This window comes from Flagellimonas hymeniacidonis, from assembly GCF_008040165.1.
In the GTDB taxonomy this organism is placed as follows: domain Bacteria; phylum Bacteroidota; class Bacteroidia; order Flavobacteriales; family Flavobacteriaceae; genus Flagellimonas; species Flagellimonas hymeniacidonis.
Genome location: NZ_VRUR01000001.1, coordinates 903,276 through 926,927, shown reverse-complemented (window position 1 = coordinate 926,927; position 23,652 = coordinate 903,276). Strand labels below are relative to the sequence as shown.

Sequence of the window (23,652 nt, the reverse complement as noted above, 5' to 3'; positions counted from 1 at the left end):
AGCTCAAGATTGTTTAAAAAACTCTCCCTTCGTTCCCGCATTTTCATCGCTATGATTCTATTGGTGGTAATTGCTTCAGTGTTAATTGCGGCTGTTACCATTTATCAATATCGAGAACAAAGCAATGACTATCACGAAAACAGATTGGAAAGAAAAGAAGAGCAGATTCTTCAGAGTATTTCTTATGTCTTAAAGGAAACTACATTCCCTACTACACCTGATAATTTAGAATTTATTTTTAATGATGAAATTTATAAGATAGCCGATGTTCAAAATGTCAATTTTAATATTTATGATTTAGAAGGAACGTTGGTAAAAAGTTCACGCCCCAGCTTTGAGGCAGACTCCATTTCCAACTGTTTGGATGCAGAAGTTTTAAATAATTTATTGGAAAGCCCAAATAAGCGTTATGTTGAAGAAAAGGCAGTAGCTGGAGATAATTACCAGGCTTCTTATGTGTATATCAATGATTTACAATTTAAACCAATTGGTATAATGAACCTGCCTTACTTTGAAGATAATTCCTTTAACAACATGGAATTGAGAGAGTTTTTGTTTAGGTTGGGGGGTGTTTATTTGTTAATGTTACTTTCAGCAATTATCCTGGCGTATTTCATTTCAAAATACATCACCCGTTCATTGCAAACCATTTCAGATAAAATGGGTCAGACAGTTTTAACTAAGCGCAATGAAAAAATCCATATAGAAGATCCTAGTGAAGAAATTGGAAAATTGATTGACTCGTACAATAGTATGATTGATGAATTGGAAGAAAGCGCAGTAAAATTGGCCCGAAGCGAAAGAGAACAGGCTTGGAGAGAAATGGCAAAACAAGTAGCCCATGAAATAAAAAACCCCTTAACTCCGCTAAGACTTACTGTTCAAAGTTTCGAAAGAAAATTTAATCTGGAGGACCCAAAAGCGGAGACAAAAGTTAAAGAGTTTTCAAAGACCTTGATTCAGCAAATAGATACGATGAGCAATATTGCTTCTGCATTTTCAAACTTTGCTGATATGCCCGCCCAACAAAATGAGACCTTGAATGTGGTGAAAATTGTAAAGTTGGCCCTGGAAATTTTTAATGAGGATTATATTCATTTCATTTCAGATGAAAAAGAAGTGATAGCCAAGCTAGACCGTACCCAATTGATAAGAGTAGTAACTAATTTGGTTAAAAATGCTATCCAAGCAGTACCAGATGTAGAATCACCAAGAATCTTGGTTACGGTAGCTGCCCAAGATGAAACAGTTAAGATTATGGTTGCAGATAATGGTATAGGGATAGCCGATGAGTTTAAAGAAAAAGTCTTTGAACCAAAATTCACGACTAAATCTAGTGGCATGGGCCTAGGCTTGGGGATGGTTAAAAATATTGTGGAAAACTACAATGGAACTATCGATTTTACTTCCCAAAAAGGTAAGGGAACGGTCTTTTCCGTAAAATTTCCAAGGGAATAAAGCCAATGTTAATGAGCATAATTGCACATGCTTACTGGATAGTGTTTTTTAATTTTAACGTAAATACAATAAGCAATATATTTTCAAAATGAACTACGAAAACATCTATATAGAAGAAGAAAACAGTATAGCCACGATAACAATCAACAGACCAAAAAAGCTGAATGCGCTTAATAAAAGAACAATAGAAGAACTTCACACCGCCTTCAACGAACTGGAAGAAGATCAGGGTATCAAAGTAATTGTTATCACAGGTAGCGGGGAAAAGGCCTTTGTTGCTGGTGCAGATATCTCAGAATTTGCTCATTTTTCTGTGAAACAAGCGAGAGAATTGGCCGCGGAAGGACAAAAATTGCTCTTTGATTTTGTAGAGGGTATGACTACTCCAGTAATTGCTGCAATAAATGGCTTTGCGTTGGGTGGAGGACTGGAGCTTGCAATGGCATGTCATTTTAGATTGGCCAGTGATAATGCAAAAATGGGATTGCCAGAAGTATCTCTAGGGGTGATTCCTGGCTATGGAGGTACACAGCGCTTGCCTCAATTGATTGGAAAAGGAAGAGCTATCGAGATGATTATGACCGCAAGTATGATAGATGCTGAAAAAGCGTTGGGTTTTGGATTGGTAAATTATGTAGTGCCACAAGAAGAATTACTACCCTTAAGTCTTAAAATAGCGAGCAGGATATCGAATAACTCCTCAGTGGCGATAAAATATGCAATAAATGCGGTAAATGCTGGTTTTAAGTATGATGTAAATGGTTATGTCATAGAAATTGACGCTTTTGGTAGCTGCTTTGGCACCAATGATTTTAAAGAAGGTACTTCTGCCTTTTTAGAAAAACGAAAAGCAGATTTTCCAGGATCATAACCGTTGGTCTAACCAAACCGGACTATGATGAAACAACGTATTGTATTGTTATGCCTTCTTTTAATGGGTGTAGTAGGGACTGCCCAGAAAATGCCAGTTTCTTATGATTTTGGCGAAAAGTTCAATGATAGATATCGCTACTCCAATCTGCTAAATATTTCCGATGATGGAAATGGAGGGTATATTTTGGTAAGAGCTTATTTTCAAGGAATCATTTTAAAACCAAAAGGATATTTAATAGAGCACTATAATAGCGACTTGGAATTGATTTCAGAGTTTAATTACAAGCTAAAAGGGCTTGATTTTGTGGATGGATTCCTTAAGAACGGCCAATTAAATTTACTATTTCTAAACTACAACTACGATCGTGGTCATTATGAATATTGGGTGCATAAAAGTCCTATAATCGACTTTAACTTTAAACCACAAAAGCTGCTGTCCATCGCTTCGGAACAGGTACAAAACCCAGTGGGTAAAAACTATTACAATCGTAATTTCTCTAAAGGGTTTTCAACCGCCATTCTCTTTAATCAGGAGAAGACAGGCTTTATCATCAGTACACATCACAAGAGAGGAAAGAATAACAAGCATATCATTCATTTATATGACACATCATTAAATGAAAGGTTTTCGCATGACTTTTCGCATGAAATAGAAGAAAAGAATTACGCTTTCGAGAATATCGCCATAACCAAAGATTTAGAAACAGTATATATCATCGGAAAGGCTTACTTTAAAAAGAAGCGTTTTCGTGTGGAAGAACGCAAGTTTCAATATGAGTTAGTAAAGGTTTCCAAAAATGGTAGCCAAACACAGTCTTTTGATGATCCAGAAAAGTATTCTGAAGGGTTGTTTCCTATTATTTTAAAGGACAGACTGGTCTGTACGGGATTTTATGCCGACAGAAGAGACAACAGGTACAACGGCATAGGCTATTTTGATGTAAACCCTATTTCATTGAACATCAATACTAAAAAATACAACCCATTTTCCCAGCAATTTATGGAAGATAAGTTTGGTAGAGATGAAGAAAAAGTGATTAAAAACCTTGTGTTCAAAGGAGTGGAAGTAACATCCAATGAAGAAATTTTTTTTAATGCAGAAGAGTACTTTGTAACCAATGGGATGGAGGTTACAGGAGCCGGGCAGCGCATTAGGCTTGAACGTTTTCACCATAATGACATTGTAAGCGCTAAACTTAAACCCAATGGGGATTTAGAATGGGCCAGAAACATCAACAAGGCCGAGGTGACCCAAGGGGATGGAGCCTATGCCTCGTACAGTTCATATTGCAAAGATGGAAAAACCTACTTCTTTATATGCACCGCTTCAGAAAATCCACAGTTGATTAACAATGAGCGGCTAATTTTTAAGCAAGGACTTAGCAGAAACAGAAATGTATTCTTGATTTCCTTGGATGAAAACGGGGTAATGGATTATGAAAAAATAATAGATAACCAAGAGGCCCGCCTTCCGCTAATGGTTTCCAAACCACTTAAGACTGTAGGTGCGGGCAATATGCTTTTTTATGCAAAACGCGGCAGCAAAAAACAATTGGTAAAAGTCTCTTTTTTATAGATTGGAAAGCAACTATATTCTGTTTTTTGCCTCTTAGAACTAAATGCTGAGCATGAAAACAGGCTTTCTAAATTTGTTAGTTGTACTTCTTACGGCGTTACTATCTCTAGGATGCAGTACAGATTCAGAAGACATAAATAATACAGAAATTTTAGGAGAATGGAATGTTGTCGCCATTCACAATTCAAGCCCATCTGGTCCAACGTTAGGGCCTAATTCTGGCGAGGTGATTTCCATTCGCTTTGGACAAAACAGAGACTTTAGCGGCACAACTTCTGCAAATAGCTTTGGAGGGCAATATGACACGTCCAGAACATTACTTTTTATTGAAGAAATGACTACCACAGAGGTGGCCGATACCACTTATGGACAAGCTTTTTACGAAGCTTTTAATGAGAGCAGGAACACAGAAACAAAATTTTCAGAATTTGAAATTAAGGTTCAGGATGAAAATACAATACACTTAGAATACCAAAGCTTCAAATTTTTAACACTGCAAAAGCAGTAGTCTTAACATTTATGATTGGATTATTTCCATAATTTTGGAATAAATCCATTAAATGAATAAACAAGATTATCAAAAAGGTCGCGGTGCCCAAAAAAATACTCCAAACAAGTTCTTACAGCATGTTTATGAGATGCGAGAGGACTTTTTAGAATTCTGTAGGCTGGAGGGCGAGGAAGCTGATAAAAACAAGACTGAATACATCCCCATTTTTCCAAAAACTATTGTAAACAAAGTGGACAGCCCAGATGTTGGCATGATGTACTCCATGAACCCCTATCAAGGTTGCGAACATGGATGCATTTACTGCTATGCCCGTAATGCCCATGAATATTGGGGATATAGTGCCGGCTTGGATTTTGAGCGCAAGATTTTGATAAAAAAATCAGCTCCAGAATTGCTGGAAACCAAAATAAAGCACAAGAATTGGAAGGCTCAAACCATTGTCATGTCCGGTAATACAGATTGCTACCAACCCGCAGAGAAGAAGTTTGAGATTACCCGAAAGTGTTTGGAGGTATTTTTAAAGTACCGACATCCAGTTGGTATCATTACAAAAAATGCACTTATTCTAAGAGATCTGGACATTTTAAAGGAACTGAATTCTTATCAGTTGGTTGGAGTCAATATTTCCGTAACCTCATTATCAGAGAAAACAAGAAGAAAACTGGAGCCAAGAACCGCGTCGATTCAAAAAAGGCTAAAAACCATTAGAGTACTTTCCGAGAACAACATCCCTGTAAATGCCATGTTAGCACCAATGATACCAGGAATAAATAGTCATGAACTGCTAAAACTGGCCAAAGCCGTATCTGATAATGGGGCATTGTCATTTGCCATTACAGTGGTTCGTTTGAACGGTGCCATAGGACAAATCTTTACAGATTGGATTAAAAAGGCAATGCCAGACAGGGCAGAAAAAGTGTTGCATTTAATACAAGACTGCCATGGCGGAAGTATTAATGATAGCAGATTTGGGCTAAGAAATAGAGGTGAAGGGAAGATTGCGAGTCAGATTCATGATATGGCGAGACTTGCAAGGCTACGGTATTTTAAGGGGAAGAGCTTTCCAAGGTTGAACAAAGATTTGCATGAACCCTACAAAGATGGACAAATGAAATTATTTTAAATAAATTTATAAAGATTGTCCAATGCTTATTTTGTATTTCGTCATTAGAGCGTAAACAAAGTATAAATCAGTTTGTCATGTACGAACATAAAACCAAAAACGATGAGCAATTTTTTGTATTTATTCCGTGGAGGGGACGAAAACTTCAACCAATTATCGCAAGAGGAGAAACAAGCCCATATGCAGGTTTGGGGCCAATGGATGGGTGGTCTAAAAGAAAAAGGCCAACTATTGGATGGACTCCCCTTGGGAGCGGATGGAAAAGTAGTACACAATAGAGGTGAAGTAGTTACCAATGGACCCTTTGCCGAAGGAGCTGAGGTTGTAGGCGGTTATTTGATCGTATCCGCAAAAAATATGGATGAAGCCGTTGAAATTTCAAAAGGATGTCCCATTTTTGACTATAAAGGAAGTAATGTTGAGGTTCGGGAAATTATGTCCATGGATGATCATTAAACCAATGTTATGAGTAATTTTTTATGCCTTTTTAGAGGTGGTTTTGAGGATTACAATAAATTGACCCAAGAAGAGAAAGAAGCATTGAATGATGACTGGAAAAAATGGTTGGAGGAGCTAAAGGAACAAGGGAAATTGGTGGATGGGTTGCCTCTTTCGCAGGATGGAAAAGTAGTGAGCGCCAAAGGGGGAGTAATCACCAATGGACCCTTTGCTGAAGGAGCAGAACTCGTAGGAGGCTATACAATCATTTCAGCACAAGATATTGAAGAAGCCTTGCAGCTATCCATAAACAATCCACATTTTAACTTTGCCGAAGGTACTATGGAGGTGAGGGAAATTGTATCACTGGAAGTTCAATGATTATCTCAAACAAGAATTAGGAGCCTGATTTACGTCAGGCTTTTTTAGTTTTGTCTATGACCCAAAACAATCTTACGAATACAATTGATCATCTCTTCCGGAATGAATATGGAAAGGTGGTTGCCGTATTAACCAACAAATTTGGCGTTTCCAATTTGGAGCTAATAGAAGATGCCGCACAAGACACCTTTTTAAAGGCTATGAAGATTTGGGGTTATAAATCTATACCAGATAATCCCACCGCGTGGCTTTACCGCGTCGCCAATAATGCCTTAATAGACGTTTTAAGAAGGAACAAAAAGATGGATTTTTTTGGCAGCGACTACATAGAATTAAATGGGGAAGATGCAACAGAAAGAGAACAAACACTTGATGATACCATATCGGATAGTCAACTAAAAATGATATTTGCCTGTTGTCATCCCACCCTATCTCAAGAATATCAAATCATACTAAGCCTTAAACTTATCGGAGGGTTTAGCAATAAAGAACTAGCTGAGGCACTATTAAAAAAAGAAGAAACAGTAGCAAAATCTTTTACCAGAGCTAAGAAAAAGTTTCGTGAAGAGGTAGCATTTTTACAGATTCCAGTTCAAATGGGATTGCAGTCCAGATTATTTATGGTATTGCAAGTTGTTTATTTGTTGTTTACCGAAGGGTATGCAGCAACCACAGGTTCACAAGTATTAAAAAGGGATATTTGCTACGAAGCTTTGCGCTTGGCTTTGTTGTTAAGGGAGAACAAGTATTGTAAACACCCAGATCTGGAAGCTTTAATTGCATTAATGTGCTTCCATGCTTCTCGTTTTGATGCCCGATTGAATGATGAAGGAGAGCTGGTTACGTTAGAGAACCAAGATAGATCTAAATACAATCAAGAACTTATTCAAATTGGGATTCGTCATTTAGAGAATTCCGGCACAGAAGATAAATTACCATCTAGCTATCATTTAGAAGCTGCAAGGTCCTACTATCATTGCGTAGCTAAAACATTTGAAAAGACCGATTGGAAGAGTATTTTGCATTTGTACAATCTACAACTACAGAGGCAATACTCGCCAATGTTGGCATTGAATCAAATTGTTCCATTCGCAAAAGTCAACGGTGCCAAAAAAGGATTAGCAGCACTTAACGACTTACAAGAAAAAACAGATTTTAAAAATTCTGGGTTGTTTTATGCGATAAAAGCAGCGTTGCTATTAGAGACCAACAATAAAGATGAGTATAAGTCAACACTTAAAAAAGCAATTGAATTAACCGAAAATGAATTGATAAAGAAGCATTTATCAAAAAAGCTATCGGTATAAATATTCAATCGTCTTATAAACTGGTTGCTACTGTAGTAATCTTATCCAAAGCAGCTGCTATCTTCGATAAGATTTCTTCATTGCCAGAAATCCCATGTCTATTTTTCAGATATACAGGATTGTTATAAGATATACTAACTATACCATTCCCATTTTCATGTACCAATATTTTTTGGGGCAAATCTAGGCCAAGCGTCTGCGCATTTTGCATTAATGGTGTACCTAGATTAGGATTCCCAAAAACAATCAACCTAGTGGGATTTAGGTCTAGACCATTTTTTGAAGCATTGGCCTGATGGTCCAACTCCAACATCACATTTAGATTTGGATTATTGGTAATGGTGCCCTTTAATTTTTGATAAGTATCATCAAAACTTCTTTGGCTGATTTTGGTAATAATGCCTGTGTTGTCCATAGATAAAGTATTGTGCAGTACTATATTGTCTGGATACTTGGTTGTACAACTTTGGCAATGCTTACAGAACCCCTAAACTTTTTACAGCTTTTAAGTCAACTCCCAACCTTTGCGATACTCCCTTGAAACCCATTCGTTGGCTTTGTCATAATTGGTAATTTTCATATTCTCTCCGTCCCAAAGCAATTTTCTTCTACCTGGATAGTCATAAGGTGCCCAATCCCCTGGCTTTTTTCCCTCTTGTAATACTTTATACTGATACGCTTTTACAGCTAGATTCCCCATAAGAACCGTTTCTGTCAATGGCCCTGATTTTGCAAAATCTGAAGAAGTTGTAGCTCCGTTCATGCATCCATCCACAAAATTGGCAATATGCCCTTCCATGCTTCCTGGTACTCTTGGGTATTTGGCTTCAGGTGATTTATATAATTTCATTATTTCAGAGGGTATCAAACGCGCATTTTGCGAATAGGTGTCGCAAATCAAAGTTCCCTTATCGCCATACATAATGGTGCCACCTCCACCAGAACCTATGGTTTCCCCATCTTTCAGTTCATCAGGAAGGTCTGGTTTAATACCGCCATCATACCAATTCAGTTGAATATCGCCGTGATGTTCGTGTTCAAATTTTAAATGTATTTTGGAAGAAGGAGGGCAAGATGGGCTATAATCGGCCTCAACAAAGTCACCAACCCAAACGGAAGTACAGCTGGCCTCGGCTTCCGTAGGATATCCTAAATTTAGGACACTAAAAGGAGTTTCCATAATATGGCATCCCATGTCGCCTAAAGCTCCAGTTCCAAAATCCCACCAACCACGCCATTTAAATGGCAAATACGCTTCGTTATAATCACGCATTGCGGCTGGTCCTAGCCAAAGATCCCAATCCAGTTCTTTTGGTGTTCTTTGTCTCTCTACTGGTATTGGCACCCCTTGAGGCCATACGGGTCTGTTGGTCCAACAATCAATGGTGTGAATTTTGCCAATAATTCCAGATTCCACCCATTCGCGAGCTATCCGGCTATCATCGCTCGATGCTCCTTGATTACCCATCTGGGTAACAATTCCATTTTCGGCAGCAACTTTGGTCATTAGCCTTGCTTCATGGATATTATGTGTCAAAGGCTTTTCAACATAGGCATGTTTCTTTTCGCGCATAAAAGGGAGCGCAATAGTTGCATGCGTATGGTCTGGAGTAGCCACCGCAATAGCATCGATATCCTTTAAATGTTTGTCGTATACCTTTCTAAAATCCTTAAATCGTTTTACATCTGGAAAAAGCTCGTAGGTAGGTTGTGCTCGGCGAGAATCAACATCGCAAAAAGCCACAAATTTTACATGTCCTGTTGCTGCAAGCCCTTGAATAACACCATTACCTCTTCCGCCTACACCAAAGGCACCTACATAAAGGGTATCACTTGGTGGCACGTGGGTTTTTCCTAAAACATGACTTGGAACAATTGAAAAAGCAGCAGACGCTGCTGCTGCATTTTTAAGGAACTTTCTTCTTTGCATTATTATTGGATTAGTTGTAGGCTTGAAGATACAAAAAAGCACTAATTGCTTATAGTTCATTATTGATATCTAACTATTTTCATGGAATTGTTTAGAAAAGGCATCTAAAACCATATTGATTTCGTATAACCCTAAGACACTTCAATTATACGCTTAGGAAAATGGGAAATACAATAACAAATCAAGTGCTAACTACTTCAGTGCAAACAGCTGATAGTAGCGTTCAGAATTCTAAAAAACGGATCTTAAAAAGTAAAATACAGTCTTATTTTGAAACAGCAAACGCTTGGGGTGTTTTTGTAATGGGAAGCACTTTTGTGCTAATGATAGGTGCTGCTTATCTAGTGTATATTTTACAAAGTGATTTCACTCAATTTAATATTGACCGAATGGACTCTAAATTGGGATTGGGCTTTATGCTTGTCGCTGGTGCCTTGTTCTTGTTCAAAGCTGGTTTTTTCCTTTATTCGCTCTACCTGTACTTTAGGTATAGACCAGTTGCCTCAGTTGAAGATGATCAGCTGCCGACCTGTACGGTAATTGTTCCTGCATACAATGAGGGAAAGCAGGTTTGGGACACATTGATGAGTTTAGCCGATAGTGACTTTCCTAAAGAGAAATTACAACTACTTGCTATTGATGATGGTAGCGGAGATGACACATGGCATTGGATACAAGAAGCAAAGAAAAAATTAGGAGATTCTTTGGCGATTTATAAACAGCCAAAAAACATGGGAAAACGACATGCCCTATACCTTGGTTTTAATGAAGGGAAAGGAGAAGTCTTTGTGACAGTAGATAGTGATTCTGTGGTAAAAGAAGATACCCTGCGAAATTTGGTAAGTCCTTTTGTTACGAATGAACATTGTGGTGCTGTTGCCGGCAACATTAGAGTATTGAATAATGAAAAAGCACTGCTTCCTAAAATGTTGGACGTGAGTTTTGTATTGAGCTTTGAATTTGTGCGATCTGTAGAAAGTAAGCTTAAGTCGGTCCTCTGCACACCTGGCGCTTTAGCGGCGTATCGCAGATCAGCAGTTTTTGGATGTCTTACGGAATGGATCAATCAGACTTTTATGGGGCAGCCTTCAGATATTGGAGAGGATCGTGCCATGACCAATATGATATTGAAGCAAGGGTTTCATGTATTGTTTCAAAGGAATGCCTATGCCTATACAAATGTTCCTGAAAAATATCGCGGCTTATACAAGATGTTTATTCGATGGGGCAGAAGTAATGTCCGTGAGAATATAGAGATGTCAAAATACGTTTTTAAAAACTTTAGAAAAGGGTCTAAAGTAGGAACCCGTCTTTTATTTTTAAGTCAATCACTTGAGATTGTGATGAGTTATCCATTTCTATTTTTCATGTTGTTTTTTGTACTGACCCACCCACTATTATTTTTAAGCTCAACGCTTTTTAGTATTCTGGTACTGTCAACATTTCCAGTGATATTTTATGCAAAACGGTATGAACTATCAGAATCGTTATGGGCATATTCCTATAGTATTCTATACACCTTTGGATTGTTCTGGATTACGCCTTATTCCATTGCGACCGCAAATAAGAGAGGCTGGTTGACCCGCGAATTGTCCGAGAAGAAATAATGGCACTTCGGTTGCAAAATGAACTATAAGTTTTAGACTAAGAATTCCATTCCTTATAAAATTGGTCTAAAAAGTCCAGCATATATTGATGTCTTTCTTGCGCCAGTTTTTTGCCGGTTCTAGTATTCATTTTATCCTTAAGGAGCAATAACTTTTCATAAAAGTGATTAATGGTTGGAGCGTTTGACTTTTTGTACTCCTCTTTGGTCATGTTCAATTTTGGCGGAATTTCTGGGTTGTGAAGTTCCCTGTTCTTAAAACCGCCATAGTTAAAAGCTCTTGCAATACCAATAGCACCAATAGCATCTAAACGATCTGCGTCCTGCACCACTTGAAGCTCTAAGGAGGAAAATGTCTTTTGCCCTTTATCCAAGGTGTTTTTAAATGACATATGCTGAATAATATTGACAACATGGTCAATAATTCCTTGATCAACGTGCAAAGTATTTAAAAAATCATACGACATTTTTGGGCCTATACTTTCATCACCACCATGAAATTTTGGGTCAGCGATATCATGTAACAAAGCAGCCAGCTGAACTACCAAAGCATTTACATTTTCATGTTTGGCGATGAACTTTGTTGTATTAAAAACACGTTCAATATGAAACCAATCATGTCCTCCTTCGGCATCTTCGAGGGTTGCTTTTACAAACGGAATGGTTTTGTTTATGATTTCAGAATCGGTCATGAATCCAGTTTTACACCTGCTGAGATAACAGCTTCCAATTTGGCGATAAGCTCATCTATATTTCCTTTGTTTTCAATTGGCTCATGAACATCATGGGTAATAAAAGCACCCAAGCCCATAGGAAATTTGCCAAAACGAAGCATTTTCCATGAATTGTTGATGGTAATGGGAACAATTAAAGAAGATGGTGATTTTTTGAGCAACATTTTTAATCCGGTGGGCCTAAACGATTTTGGGTTACCATCCCTGCTTCGGGTACCTTCCGGAAAAATAACGGCGCTGCGATTGTGCTTTTCAATATAAGAACCCAATTTTCCAATTTCCATGATAGCTTGTTTCCCATCTTTTCTGTCAATAAGTACAGAACCACCATGTCTTAGATTATAGGAGACACTCGGAATTCCTTTTCCCAATTCTTTTTTGCTCACGAATTTGGGATGGTACTTTCGCATGTGCCAGACAATGGGAGGAATATCATACATGCTTTGATGATTGGAAACAATAATCAAAGGTCTGTTTGTTGGGATTTTATGTCTGTTTCTAAATCGATATCGAGTTCCAAGAACGTTGGTGCATCGCATTAAAAACCAATTTAAAATAGCCACGCTGCGCCTATGTGCATCATAACCCAAAAGATTAAGACATAGCCATTGGATAGGATGAAAAAATAACAGCGCTAGCCCAAATAGGATGAAAAAAAGTATGGAAAGCGGGTAAGAAATCAACTTTTGCACGGTCACATTCTTTTGTAGAGCCAATTTGGCAAAATCTTTACAATTATGGCGATTAATTGCCATCTTTTTGTAATGTAAGCCTTATCTTTTTTCTTATTAATCACCATGTAAATCTGGCTTGCTGCTTTTGTTGCTGGTGCCACCCAAAATTGACCCTCCCCCTTGGCCATTGCCGTATCTACAAATCCAGGGCGAATATCGGTGACCGTAATATTCAGCTTGAGTTTTTTTGCCTTTTGCCGAAGCCCCTCCAAATAGTTGATTTGATAGGCTTTTGAAGCGTTGTAGGAAGGAGCTATTCGACTTCCCCTTAATCCACCAATGGAACTTATGGCAACGAGATGTCCATGGCCCTGTTTTTGAAATAGGTTAAAAATCCATCCGGTTATTTTGGAAAAAGCCGATACGTTTAAATCGTTTGTTCGCTGTTCAATATCAGCTTCTAGAGCTTCATTAAGATCTCCAGTACCCGAAGAAAAAACAAATACATCCAAACCACCAAGATCTTCTATCAATTCCTTGATTTTGTCAATTGCGTCTTTGGTAGTACAATCAAACGCTTTTGGAACGAAAGAATCTGGAGCGTTTTCGGTCAAGCTTTTCAAAAGTTCTTCTCGACGCCCAGTAACCCCAACAGTATATCCGTTTTGAGATAAAATAAGAGCAAGTTCTCTTCCAATCCCTGAAGAAGCACCTACCACAATAGCTTTTTTACACATGATATGTAAAAATAAAAAACCACCTCAATTGAGGTGGTGTAATTTTCATTTAAAGAAGGATTAACAAAACTCGTTATAGGCTTCCATTAAATTTTCAGCAATCATTTCAGCTGGCCTACCTTCAATATGATGTCTTTCTATCATGTGCACCAATTCGCCATCTCTAAAAAGGGCCATACTTGGCGATGATGGAGGAAATGGCACCATATGGTTTCTTGCAGTATCAACGGCATCAGTATCAACACCAGCAAAAACAGTAACCAAATGATTTGGTTTCTTAGTATTTTGCAAGCTTAGCTTGGCAGCAGGTCTTGCGTTGGCCGCGGCACACCCACAAACAGAATTTACAACCACCAAAGTAGTTCCTTCTTGTTTCAGTGCATCTTCAACGGCATCACTTGTATATAGTTCTTCAAACCCAGCAGAAGCAAGGTCGGCTCTCATGGGTTTTACTAATTCTTCAGGATACATAGTCTTATTTTTTATTTAACGTTCAAAGATACGGTTTTTGTCGTATTTTTTCTTGTCTCTTAACAATGTATAAAGGTTTCTTTTCTTTGGCAAAGTCCTATATTTGACCCTCAATATTTTTTGTAATGATTAAGTGGGCAGCTGCTTTCATTGGCTTTTTTATTAGAGGATTTGCAGGCGCAATAATTGGTTTTTTTATTGGAAGCGTTTTGGATGGATTGGGTGGAAGCCGGCGTTCTGGGGGAGGCGGGAATATCTTAGGTGATTTTACCCGTCAAACCGTTTCTCCAGCGGATTTTGAACTGAATTTACTTTCATTATGCTCCATTGTAATCAAAGCAGATGGACAAGTTAGCCAACGGGAGCTGGACTATGTGCGTCAATATTTTTTAAGCACCTACGGAAAGGAAAAAGCCAATGCTATTTTTAGAACATTCAACGAAGTAATTAAAAAAAGAGAAGTTTCCGCACAACGTATTTGCTCTTATTTGGTACAGCGTACTCGATATGAAATACGCTTGCAGCTCTTGCATTTTCTATTTGGAATTGCCCAGGCCGATGGTCAAGTGAGTAAAGCAGAGGTAAGCAAGCTAAGGGAACTGGCGGGTTATTTAAGAGTAGGGCTGCATGATTTTGAAAGTATCATGGCCATGTTTATTAAATCTGCGGATAATGCCTACAAGATTCTAGAGATAGAAAAGACAGCTTCAGATGATGCAGTAAAAAAGGCATACCGAACCATGGCAAAAAAATATCATCCTGATCGTGTTGTCACAGAAAACGAGGCCATTAAAAAGGGAGCGGAAGAAAAATTTAAAGAAGTACAGAAAGCTTACGAAACCATTCAAAAAGAAAGAGGCATTTCATAAAAAATAGAATTATGCAAGAATTTTGGTTCTATATTAAGTTAGGTTTAAACCACGTATTGGATTTTGGGGCGTATGACCATATCCTGTTTTTATCAGCATTGGCTATTCCTTTTACATTTGCCAGTTGGAAAAAAGTTGTTGTTTTGGCAACCATCTTTACGGTAGCCCATTGTACTTCTTTGGCACTTTCCGCTTTTAATGTCCTTACAGTGGATGTAGGATTGATAGAATTCCTTATTCCCGTAACCATTCTCTTAACGGCGATATACAATTTCACCTATGTTTATAAGGGTTCAAAAAATACTGGAATAGTGCCCCATATCTTGGCAACTGTCTTTTTTGGTCTTATACATGGTTTTGGATTCTCCAACTATTTTAAGATGCTCATGGCTGATGAAGAAGAAAAGATAGTACCTCTACTAGGTTTTGCCACGGGAATCGAATTTTCGCAAGTAGCCATTATTTTGGTCATTCTTACGCTGGCATTTTTTATTTTGGATGTATTGAAGGTAAAAAGAACGCATTTTATCGTCTTTGCTTCTATTTTGGTCATTTGTATTACAATACCCTTGCTCATTGCTACGTTTCCCAAGTAGAGCCTTCGTTAAATTTAATAGAATAAGGTTGTAAGGGTCTTTCAAAGCAGGTATATTAGTTTATTATCGGCATATTTTTGATGTATGAAGGAGCGCAAACAAGAAAAATACGATAAGGCCTATTTGCGAATGGCAAAAGAATGGGGAAAACTCTCCTATTGCCAAAGAAAACAAGTTGGTGCTATTATCGTAAAAGATAGAATGATCATTTCAGATGGGTACAATGGAACTCCCACTGGATTTGAGAATTTTTGTGAGGATGAGGAAGGGTACACAAAATGGTACGTACTCCATGCTGAAGCCAACGCAATATCAAAAGTAGCTGCCTCCACCCAGTCATGTGAAGGTGCCACTTTATACATTACATTATCCCCTTGTCGGGAATGTAGTAAGTTGATCCATCAATCTGGCATAAAACGTGTAGTCTATCAAACCGCATACAAAGACGATTCTGGATTAAAATTTTTGGAACGTGCAGGAGTTACAACCCATCACCTTCCCATTTTAGAAGAAATGGTTTAACCCCACCATTCAAATTATGAAAAAGAAATATAGCTATATTTTACCTACCCTTCTTGCCCTTGCAGTGGCTATAGGAATTTTTATTGGAGGAAAACTTCATTTTGATGATACCCCAGAGAAGTTGTTCTCCACCAATTCCAAAAAAGATAAGCTAAATCGACTTATCGATTACATCGACTATGAATATGTAGATGACATTGATACGGATAGTATAGTAGACGTAACAGTGAACAATATTCTAGGAAAATTAGATCCACATTCCGTTTACATTCCCAGAAGCGAGATGAGAGAGGTTTCTGAAAACATGAAAGGTGACTTTGTGGGTATTGGGGTAAGTTTTTACATGTACAGGGACACGATCACCGTTATCAGAACTATAAAGAATGGCCCAAGTCACATTAGTGGTATTAAACCGGGAGATCGCATATTAATTGCGGATAAAGACACCCTTTTTGGTAAAAGAACATCAAATAATGAGGTTGTTTCCAAGCTTAAGGGGAAGATAGGCACCAAGGTGGATTTGAAGGTTTTCCGAAAATCGGAAAATAGAAGTATGAACATTACGGTTACCCGAGATAAGGTGCCCATTAAAAGTGTTGATGCCTATTATATGCTTTCTAGCGATATGGGCTATATTAAAATTAACCGTTTTGCAGAATCAACCTTTGGAGAATTTAAAGATGCACTAAAGAAGTTAAAATTGCGCGGCGCTGAAAAATTAGTGCTGGACTTAAGGGATAATCCAGGAGGATATTTGGGTATTGCAGAAAAATTGGCCGATGAGTTTTTGGAAGATGATAAACTTATTCTGTTTACCAAGAACAAAAAGGGAAGACTAAAAAAAGCCTTTGCCACCAAAAAAGGAGATTTTGAAGATAAACCGGTGTATGTATTGATCAATGAAAGGTCAGCATCTGCAAGTGAAATCATCGCTGGAGCATTACAAGACAATGATATTGGTACTATTGTGGGCAGACGTTCTTTTGGTAAAGGACTTGTGCAGCGGGAAATGGATTTAGGCGATGGTTCTGCTGTGCGTTTAACGGTTTCTAGATACTACACCCCAACAGGTCGTTCCATTCAAAGATCATACAAAAAAGGACATAGAGACTATTATCAAACCTTTATGGAGCGCTACAGCAGCGGGGAGCTCATTTCTGTGGATAGCATTAAAGTCGCGGATTCCTTAAAATTTAAAACGCCAAAAGGAAAAATTGTATATGGCGGTGGCGGAATCATTCCAGATGTTTTTGTTCCTATTGGCAGTAATGAAGAAGAAGCCATTGAGAGTATGGATGACACCTATGAGTTCTTTTCAAGATTCATTTTTGAGCACTTGGAAAAAGATCGTACACGCTATTCTGGAATTACAAAGAATCAATTTTTAGATGAATTCAAGGTAGATGATATTCTTTTTGATGAGTTTATTCAGTTTGTGCTCAACAGAAAAATAAAACTGGACTTTTATGCCTTTGAAGATAAGATCAAAGACTATTTAAGGGCCAATATAGCGGAACAACTTTTCTCACCAAATTTGTCGGCGCAGATTAAAGGGGAGCATGATGCCATGCTGCAAAAAGTAAAAGAGCTAGATATTTCCATTCTTGAGCAGTCTGAAGAGGAAGCAATCAAACAAAGCAATTAATCCTCTTTGAGCTTTTTGTCAATCTTTTTTGAGGTTGTAAAAATAAGAAGCAATACCACGGCACATAAAGAAGCTACAATGCCAATTAAGGCAATGGTGCTATCTCCTTGAAAAGGATTTTTAAAATCTACCAAGGTAATGTTGTAGGCAATAAGTGCCAAGGCCAACAGAATTAAAATAATAACGAAGGTTCTACTCATAAACTATAAAAATTGATATTATCGTGCCAGTAGCTGATTAATATTGTCTGCAAAAAGCTTTACTGCAATGGCCAATAAAATTACCCCAAATACTTTTCTGATAACGCTAAGGCCATTCTTGCCTAAAAATCGTTCTATTCTGGCACTGGATTTAAGAACTAAATAGACAAAGATAATATTTACGATAATGGCAACTACAATGTTTTCAACATGGTATTCTGCACGCAGGGCCAGAATGGATGTTAAAGTTCCTGCTCCAGCAATTAAAGGGAAGGCTATGGGTACAATGGAAGCACTATCCTCTTCATCATTTTTAAACAAAGTGATTCCCAACACCATCTCTAAAGCAAGAAAAAAAATGACAAAAGCGCCAGCTACTGCAAAAGAGTTTACATCAATCCCGATTAGATTAAGAATACTTTCTCCCACAAAAAGAAATGCCGTCATAATCACAGCTGCTGCAATAGAAGCCTTTTCGGATTGAATATGCCCTACCTTACTTCTTAGGGAGAGTATTATCGGAATACTTCCCAGAATGTCTATGACGGCAAAAAGCACCATGCTTGCGGTCACTATTTCGGTAAAACTAAAATTCATTTCTTCATCATTAAGGTTGCAAATTTACGTGTAAAAAATACTTTTAGATCATATAAAACGATAAGGAAAACATCATTTTTGGGTTTTAATTTACCTTTGTCCAAAAAGCAGGATTAGCATGTTTCAAATTGGAAAGACCATTGTTTCTGAAGAGATTATCGATAAGGACTTTGTATGTAATTTAAATGCTTGTAAAGGTGCCTGCTGTGTAGATGGGGAATATGGCGCTCCTCTTGAAGAGTCTGAGACGGAAATATTGGTAGACATTTTTAAAGATGTTAAGCCCTATCTGAGACCAGAAGGTGTAGAAGCTATTATGGAACAAGGCGCTTTTGTAAAAGGAGAAGATGGGGAATGGGAAACTCCATTGGTAAACAAAAGCGAGTGTGCCTACGTGGTTTACTCTAAAGAAGGAATCACCAAGTGCGGTTTGGAAGATGCCTATAATGATGGAGCAACGAAGTGGAAGAAACCTATCTCTTGTCATTTGTATCCGGTTAGAACACGGGAGTATTCAGAATTCACTGCCGTGAATTATCATAAATGGGAGATTTGTGATCCTGCATGCAGTTTGGGTGAAGAGCTAAAGGTTCCCATCTATAAGTTTGTAAAGGAGGCTCTGATAAGAAAGTTTGGAAAAGCTTGGTATAAAGAATTGGAAGAAGTAGCCCAAGAGAAAGCTAAATAACGGGTATGTCCAAAATCACCTTAGTCCCCTTTGGAACTCCATTTTTATCGAACAAATCAACAATATCAACCTCAAAATTGTTTTGGTAATCCTTGGAAAAATTGGCAAGACGTTCTTTAGTAATTCGTATTCCTACCGATTTTCTTTTTAAAACTCTATTTTCTTTATTTGCCTCCGCAACTCCACGTCCAACACCGTTGTCTATGATTTCTATGGAAATATGATTTTGGGTTTTTTGCTTGACGTTGAGATGAATCATTTTTTCACCATTCTTTGGAGAAAGGCCATGCCATAACGAATTTTCCAAGAATGGCTGCAATGCCAAAGAAGGCACTTTTATATTGTCTATATTAATATTGTCATCTACGGCTATTTTAAAATCTATCTCATTAGAGAATCGAATGTTTTCAATATTCATGTAGAGTTCAACCGTTTCCAATTCTTCAGCTAAAGAAATTTCTTTTAATGAGGAAGCTTCCAGAATTTTCCGAACCAACTTGGAAAATTTATTTAAGTAGTGCACTGCATTTTTTTGCTCATTGTTGATTATGTACAGCTTGATTGAATTCAAGGAATTGAACAAAAAATGCGGATTCATCTGACTTCGTAACATGTTTTGTTCCAGGGAAAGAACCCTTTTTTCATTCTTGCTCTGGTATTGGCGATATAGGATGTATAGGATAGAGGAAATTAGCCCTACAATAAGGGCACTTACCAATAAGGTGGTTTGGTTTTTACGAAGTCTAAGACGCACAATTTCATTTTCTTTGGCGAGCACGGAGATTTGATTATTTTTTTTGTCCGCTTCGTATCGAACAATTACATCGTTCATGTACCTAAAGTTGGTAGCACTGGAAATTTCCTCGTTGTATTCGTCTGCTTTTATATAATATTCATATGCTTTTTTATAATTACCTCTTTCACGTTCAAAATCTGAAAGTTTTTGATAACCGTAAAGTACATTGCCTGGCATGTTATGGGTTTGGGCCATCTCCAAACCATCCTGAATAAATCTGCCCGCTTTCTCAAAATTTCCCAATATCGTATGTGCCCATCCAGTATTTATAAATACTGAGGAGGTCAGAAAAAAGTCACCTATGGATTTGGACTGCTCATGGAGGGGTTCCAACAAAACCAGAGCGGCATGTGGCATATCTTGCTTAAGGTAGACCTGGGCTAGGCTGTTTTTGCATAGGACACGTCCAAAGTCAGAATTAATAGTTTCATTATAAGCCAACGATTTTCTATAATTTTCAAGGGCACCCTCCAAATCTCCTTTTTGTTCAAGACAAATCCCAATGTTTTGATGGTTGATAGCCAAACCTAACTTGTTGTCAAGTTCTTCCTCAAACTTAAGCGCTCGTTTAAACTGGGTAATGGCAAGGTCATATTGTTCCAGTGCGCGGTATAATAGTCCAATACAGTTAAGAGAAACATTTATGCTTCTTTTAATATGGTGTGATGGGTTTTCAACCTCTTCGGCCAATTCCAAAGCTTTTTGATTATAGTCCAAGGCTGTTTTAATGGCATCTGTGCGCCTGTACACAACACCAAGCATGTTAAGGCTCAGCACCTTTAATTCTATATTATTGGCTTTTTCTGAAATTTCCAAAGCCTGTTGATGAAGGTCAGCGGCCTTTTTAAACTGGGATATGTTTCTATACTTTGTTCCAATTTGGTCAAGGGCATAGGCTTGTCCTTCTAAATAGTTTTCCTTTTCACACAAATCTGCAAAATACCGTAGTAGCGTGGTATCCCTTTTTTCAGACTTTAATTCCGTATCTAATGAAAGATAGGTTTTGGGCTTCATTTGAACAAGCCTTTGTGCTTTATCCTTGAAAGCTTCTGGAATTTCCTGTGATACTACAAATTGAAAGGCGAAGAAAAAACACCACAATAGTATCTTTTGAAAATGTTGTGGGGTTTCGGTTTTTGTAGCTAGTATTTTGAACACAGGCGCTTAGGGAAGTTACAGCATATCCAAAAAATCGGATTTCTTTTGTCGGGAAACGGGAATTTTATGATTGGATTCCAAAACCACGTAGCCGTCTGTTTTGAGAAATTCTTTTATCTTATTGAGATTGATGATATAGGAATTGTGGATTCTAAAAAAACTATTGTCAGGCAACAAATTATTTACTTCCTTAAGCTTTTTGGTAAGCAGTATTTTTTGACCATCACTTAAAAAAATAGTGCTGTAGTTACCATCAGATTCAGCATATAGGATATCATCACTATTTAAGAACAGTAATTTACCATCTGTATTTATGGTTATTTTCTTGCTATGGGCATCTGCATTAAAGTTCAGCAAGATTTTCTCCAGTTTTTCCGCAGTTAAGTTCTTGGAATTGTACTTTTTTATTTTTGCAATGGTTACCTGAAGATCATCAGTATCAATTGGTTTTAGCAGATAATCAATGGCTTCATTTTTAAGCGCCTTTAAGGCGTATTGATTATATGCTGTGGTAATAACTACTGGAAAATCCTTGTTTTTGAGGTTTTTTATAAATTGAAACCCATCCATTGATGGCATTTCAATATCCAGAAAAAGACAATCCGGGGTATTGCGCTCTAAATAGTTCAAGGCTTCATGAGCATCAGTAAAAGACGCTATTATATCCACTTCATCACTTAGATTGGTTAATTCCCAACTTAAGCTTTGTAGGGCTTTTACCTCATCATCTACAATAACTGCTTCTAACATCCTCTAATTTAATCAAATTCAAATTTAGGATTAATCTATTTAAGGTTTCTAAAAATATGTGCTAATGGAGCTTATATGCTTATAATTGGTAAAGAATGGTCGGTAACGGCAATTTTGTGGCATTTTTCTTAACCCGAAAACACTTTTTTTATACGAGACTTGAGGCATTGAAGGAACAAAAACCATTTATACACAAAAGATAACAGTTTATACATACGCTGTCCTAATTGATTTTATTGTTTTATACTTTGGTGGTGTCAAAAAATAGGAGACAACCTAAATAGTGATACTATGAAAAAATGTGTTGTGTTATTCGTGCTTTTGATATTTACTCTAATTTTTGCTGCTATTTTGGAGGATAGAGAATTGAAAATGCAGTCAGATTGGGACAAAGTAGTTAATGTAGACTAGTAAGTTTCAACAGAACAAGTTCATATACATTACCAACAAACAAGCGTACGGCCGGCAACCAACCTCTTGATTTTAGAAACTGCTTGCAAAATAAAATCTTTAGCGGAGCCAAGGTTTAAGTTTTGGTTTTGGGTTTCGGGGGAACTACCTAAGATTAAAGTACATTCCAAGGTTAAAGCTAAGAATGGCCGTACTGTTTGGTAATGCAATACCCTAAAGTAGCTTTAAGCGCAAATTTTCATAAATAGTTAAGACCAAAAAGTATATTACAATATACTTTTTGGTCTTTTTTGTTATTGTTGAATCTTGGCAAAAAACTTCAATGGGGTCGTAATCCCGAAAAGTCCAAGGAACATCACTTGCGAACCTAGATTTCAACATGTTGTGTTAAAAACTTTACACTCGTTTTAGTAAAACAAACTTTCCAATCTGGTTACATTTTTGAATCTTTGTTAGCCCTATTCACAAGGAAATTTCCTTTCCAGATTATAAACTTTGTAACTCGTAATTATGTCAGCAGCCATTGAGCCTATATTAGAAGAAAATGAAGATAGATTTGTAATATTTCCGATTAAGCATCATGATCTTTGGGAGTGGTACAAGAAATGCGAAGCTTGTTTTTGGACTGCGGAAGAAATAGACCTTCATGAAGATTTGACGGACTGGAACAATAAACTAAACGATGACGAGCGCTATTTTATAAAGCACATACTCGCTTTTTTCGCAGCCTCCGATGGTATCGTGAATGAGAATTTGGCAGAAAATTTTGTTAGCGAGGTGCAGTATGCCGAAGCAAAATTCTTCTACGGATTTCAAATCATGATGGAGAATATCCATTCAGAAACGTATTCTTTGCTAATAGATACTTACGTGAAAGATGAGAAAGAGAAAAATATCCTTTTTAAAGCCATTGAAAACTTTCCGGCAATCAAAAAGAAAGCAGATTGGGCATTGAACTGGATTGAATCTCCAAGTTTTGCTGAAAGATTAATCGCATTTGCAGCTGTTGAGGGAATCTTCTTTTCAGGTGCTTTCTGCTCTATCTTTTGGTTAAAGAAAAGAGGTCTAATGCCAGGACTCACATTTTCTAACGAGTTAATTTCAAGGGATGAGGGAATGCACTGTGATTATGCGGTTCATTTACATAACAAACACTTGATCAATAAAGTTCCAAAAGAGCGAATCACTGCGATTTTGACAGATGCGCTTAATATTGAAAGAGAATTTATCACTGAGTCACTTCCAGCAAGTCTTATTGGGATGAACTCAAAACTAATGACACAGTACTTAGAGTTTGTAACAGATAGGTTGCTTGTGGAATTAGAATGCGAAAAAGTATATAATGCCACCAACCCATTTGATTTCATGGATATGATTTCACTTCAGGGTAAAACAAATTTCTTTGAAAAGCGCGTGTCTGAATATCAAAAGGCAGGGGTTCTTAACAAAGAAAAAGATGAAGATGCACAAAAAATCAGTTTCGACGCTGATTTTTAAATTGACCAACCTTTAAGAAAGCACTACCCCCTAGTGTTTTCATGACCTTAACCTAAGTGCGGTGGAATTTTTCCATCGCCGTTAAAATGTATGCTGGGATTAAC

Annotated in this window: 25 protein-coding genes; 15 read left to right on the top strand and 10 right to left on the bottom strand. The window is 37.5% G+C overall.

Features of this window, described 5'->3' with window-relative positions; genetic code table 11:
- Positions 1–51: 51 nt before the first annotated feature.
- The 8 genes from FVB32_RS04110 (at position 52) to FVB32_RS04075 (ending at position 7,667) form a co-directional block, all read left to right on the top strand.
- A complete protein-coding gene (locus FVB32_RS04110) occupies positions 52–1,458 on the top strand; it encodes a sensor histidine kinase (protein WP_147743419.1) in 1,407 nt (468 codons plus the stop codon).
- An 88-nt stretch (positions 1,459–1,546) separates the two neighbouring features.
- Positions 1,547–2,329, top strand: a complete 783-nt coding sequence (locus FVB32_RS04105; protein ID WP_147741442.1) for an enoyl-CoA hydratase/isomerase family protein — start codon at positions 1,547–1,549, stop codon at positions 2,327–2,329.
- A gap of 24 nt (positions 2,330–2,353) precedes the next feature.
- The gene (locus FVB32_RS04100) at positions 2,354–3,907 is read left to right on the top strand and encodes a hypothetical protein (RefSeq protein ID WP_147741441.1); all 1,554 of its coding nucleotides are present in this window, start codon (positions 2,354–2,356) and stop codon (positions 3,905–3,907) included.
- A 52-nt stretch (positions 3,908–3,959) separates the two neighbouring features.
- Positions 3,960–4,415, top strand: coding sequence for an META domain-containing protein (locus FVB32_RS04095; protein WP_187269491.1), 456 nt, complete (start codon positions 3,960–3,962; stop codon positions 4,413–4,415).
- Positions 4,416–4,467: 52 nt separating this feature from the next.
- A complete protein-coding gene (locus FVB32_RS04090; protein WP_147741437.1) occupies positions 4,468–5,541 on the top strand; it encodes a PA0069 family radical SAM protein in 1,074 nt (357 codons plus the stop codon).
- Between the two features lie 102 nt (positions 5,542–5,643).
- Positions 5,644–5,997, top strand: coding sequence for a YciI family protein (locus FVB32_RS04085; protein ID WP_147741435.1), 354 nt, complete (start codon positions 5,644–5,646; stop codon positions 5,995–5,997).
- 9 nt (positions 5,998–6,006) lie between these two features.
- Positions 6,007–6,360, top strand: a complete 354-nt coding sequence (locus FVB32_RS04080) for a YciI family protein (RefSeq protein WP_147741433.1) — start codon at positions 6,007–6,009, stop codon at positions 6,358–6,360.
- Positions 6,361–6,416: 56 nt separating this feature from the next.
- Positions 6,417–7,667, top strand: a complete 1,251-nt coding sequence (locus FVB32_RS04075; protein ID WP_147741431.1) for an RNA polymerase sigma factor — start codon at positions 6,417–6,419, stop codon at positions 7,665–7,667.
- 13 nt (positions 7,668–7,680) lie between these two features.
- Here FVB32_RS04075 and FVB32_RS04070 read toward each other — a convergent pair whose 3' ends face one another.
- Together FVB32_RS04070 and FVB32_RS04065 are read right to left on the bottom strand one after the other, a co-directional pair.
- On the bottom strand, positions 7,681–8,082 hold the full coding sequence (locus FVB32_RS04070; protein WP_147741429.1) for a DUF302 domain-containing protein: 402 nt from the start codon (positions 8,080–8,082) through the stop codon (positions 7,681–7,683).
- 90 nt (positions 8,083–8,172) lie between these two features.
- Positions 8,173–9,597, bottom strand: a complete 1,425-nt coding sequence (locus FVB32_RS04065; RefSeq protein ID WP_147741427.1) for a Gfo/Idh/MocA family protein — start codon at positions 9,595–9,597, stop codon at positions 8,173–8,175.
- 161 nt (positions 9,598–9,758) lie between these two features.
- Here FVB32_RS04065 and FVB32_RS04060 point away from each other — a divergent pair, with 161 nt between their 5' ends.
- The gene (locus tag FVB32_RS04060; RefSeq protein ID WP_147741425.1) at positions 9,759–11,204 is read left to right on the top strand and encodes a glycosyltransferase; all 1,446 of its coding nucleotides are present in this window, start codon (positions 9,759–9,761) and stop codon (positions 11,202–11,204) included.
- A gap of 37 nt (positions 11,205–11,241) precedes the next feature.
- Here the strand turns inward: FVB32_RS04060 and FVB32_RS04055 are convergent, their stop codons facing one another.
- From FVB32_RS04055 to FVB32_RS04040, 4 genes are read right to left on the bottom strand one after another with little or no spacing between them, the layout of a single operon-like run.
- The gene (locus tag FVB32_RS04055) at positions 11,242–11,895 is read right to left on the bottom strand and encodes an HD domain-containing protein (RefSeq protein WP_147741423.1); all 654 of its coding nucleotides are present in this window, start codon (positions 11,893–11,895) and stop codon (positions 11,242–11,244) included.
- On the bottom strand, positions 11,892–12,629 hold the full coding sequence (locus FVB32_RS04050; protein ID WP_147741421.1) for a lysophospholipid acyltransferase family protein: 738 nt from the start codon (positions 12,627–12,629) through the stop codon (positions 11,892–11,894). Before FVB32_RS04050 ends, FVB32_RS04055 begins: the two co-directional genes overlap by 4 nt.
- 2 nt (positions 12,630–12,631) lie before the next feature.
- Positions 12,632–13,348, bottom strand: coding sequence for an SDR family NAD(P)-dependent oxidoreductase (locus FVB32_RS04045; protein ID WP_147741419.1), 717 nt, complete (start codon positions 13,346–13,348; stop codon positions 12,632–12,634).
- Positions 13,349–13,408: 60 nt separating this feature from the next.
- Complete coding sequence (locus FVB32_RS04040; protein ID WP_147741417.1) at positions 13,409–13,819, bottom strand: BrxA/BrxB family bacilliredoxin; 411 nt, start codon at positions 13,817–13,819, stop codon at positions 13,409–13,411.
- Positions 13,820–13,944: 125 nt separating this feature from the next.
- Here FVB32_RS04040 and FVB32_RS04035 point away from each other — a divergent pair, with 125 nt between their 5' ends.
- The 4 genes from FVB32_RS04035 (at position 13,945) to FVB32_RS04020 (ending at position 17,451) form a co-directional block, all read left to right on the top strand.
- Positions 13,945–14,688: a TerB family tellurite resistance protein gene (locus FVB32_RS04035; protein ID WP_147741415.1), complete on the top strand. Its 744-nt coding sequence runs from the start codon at positions 13,945–13,947 to the stop codon at positions 14,686–14,688.
- Between the two features lie 11 nt (positions 14,689–14,699).
- A complete protein-coding gene (locus FVB32_RS04030) occupies positions 14,700–15,284 on the top strand; it encodes a HupE/UreJ family protein (RefSeq protein WP_147741413.1) in 585 nt (194 codons plus the stop codon).
- Positions 15,285–15,368: 84 nt separating this feature from the next.
- Positions 15,369–15,806: a deoxycytidylate deaminase gene (locus tag FVB32_RS04025; RefSeq protein ID WP_147741412.1), complete on the top strand. Its 438-nt coding sequence runs from the start codon at positions 15,369–15,371 to the stop codon at positions 15,804–15,806.
- A gap of 16 nt (positions 15,807–15,822) precedes the next feature.
- Positions 15,823–17,451: a S41 family peptidase gene (locus FVB32_RS04020; RefSeq protein WP_147741410.1), complete on the top strand. Its 1,629-nt coding sequence runs from the start codon at positions 15,823–15,825 to the stop codon at positions 17,449–17,451.
- On the opposite strand, the gene FVB32_RS04015 is transcribed toward FVB32_RS04020, so the two are convergent.
- Positions 17,448–17,651, bottom strand: a complete 204-nt coding sequence (locus FVB32_RS04015) for a hypothetical protein (RefSeq protein ID WP_147741408.1) — start codon at positions 17,649–17,651, stop codon at positions 17,448–17,450. The genes FVB32_RS04020 and FVB32_RS04015 overlap by 4 nt on opposite strands.
- A gap of 18 nt (positions 17,652–17,669) precedes the next feature.
- Positions 17,670–18,248 carry a MarC family protein gene (locus tag FVB32_RS04010; protein WP_147741406.1) on the bottom strand — a complete coding sequence of 193 codons (579 nt, stop codon included), beginning with the start codon at positions 18,246–18,248 and terminating at the stop codon, positions 17,670–17,672.
- 118 nt (positions 18,249–18,366) lie between these two features.
- Between FVB32_RS04010 and FVB32_RS04005 the strand changes: the two genes are divergently transcribed.
- A complete protein-coding gene (locus FVB32_RS04005; RefSeq protein WP_147741404.1) occupies positions 18,367–18,936 on the top strand; it encodes a DUF3109 family protein in 570 nt (189 codons plus the stop codon).
- On the opposite strand, the gene FVB32_RS04000 is transcribed toward FVB32_RS04005, so the two are convergent.
- On the bottom strand, positions 18,929–20,890 hold the full coding sequence (locus tag FVB32_RS04000; protein WP_147741402.1) for a tetratricopeptide repeat protein: 1,962 nt from the start codon (positions 20,888–20,890) through the stop codon (positions 18,929–18,931). The genes FVB32_RS04005 and FVB32_RS04000 overlap by 8 nt on opposite strands.
- A 15-nt stretch (positions 20,891–20,905) precedes the next feature.
- A complete protein-coding gene (locus FVB32_RS03995) occupies positions 20,906–21,640 on the bottom strand; it encodes a LytR/AlgR family response regulator transcription factor (RefSeq protein WP_147741400.1) in 735 nt (244 codons plus the stop codon).
- A gap of 921 nt (positions 21,641–22,561) precedes the next feature.
- Between FVB32_RS03995 and FVB32_RS03990 the strand changes: the two genes are divergently transcribed.
- Positions 22,562–23,548 (top strand): ribonucleotide-diphosphate reductase subunit beta, encoded by a 987-nt coding sequence (locus FVB32_RS03990; RefSeq protein ID WP_147741398.1) that lies wholly within the window; start codon positions 22,562–22,564, stop codon positions 23,546–23,548.
- The last annotated feature ends 104 nt before the right edge of the window (positions 23,549–23,652 follow it).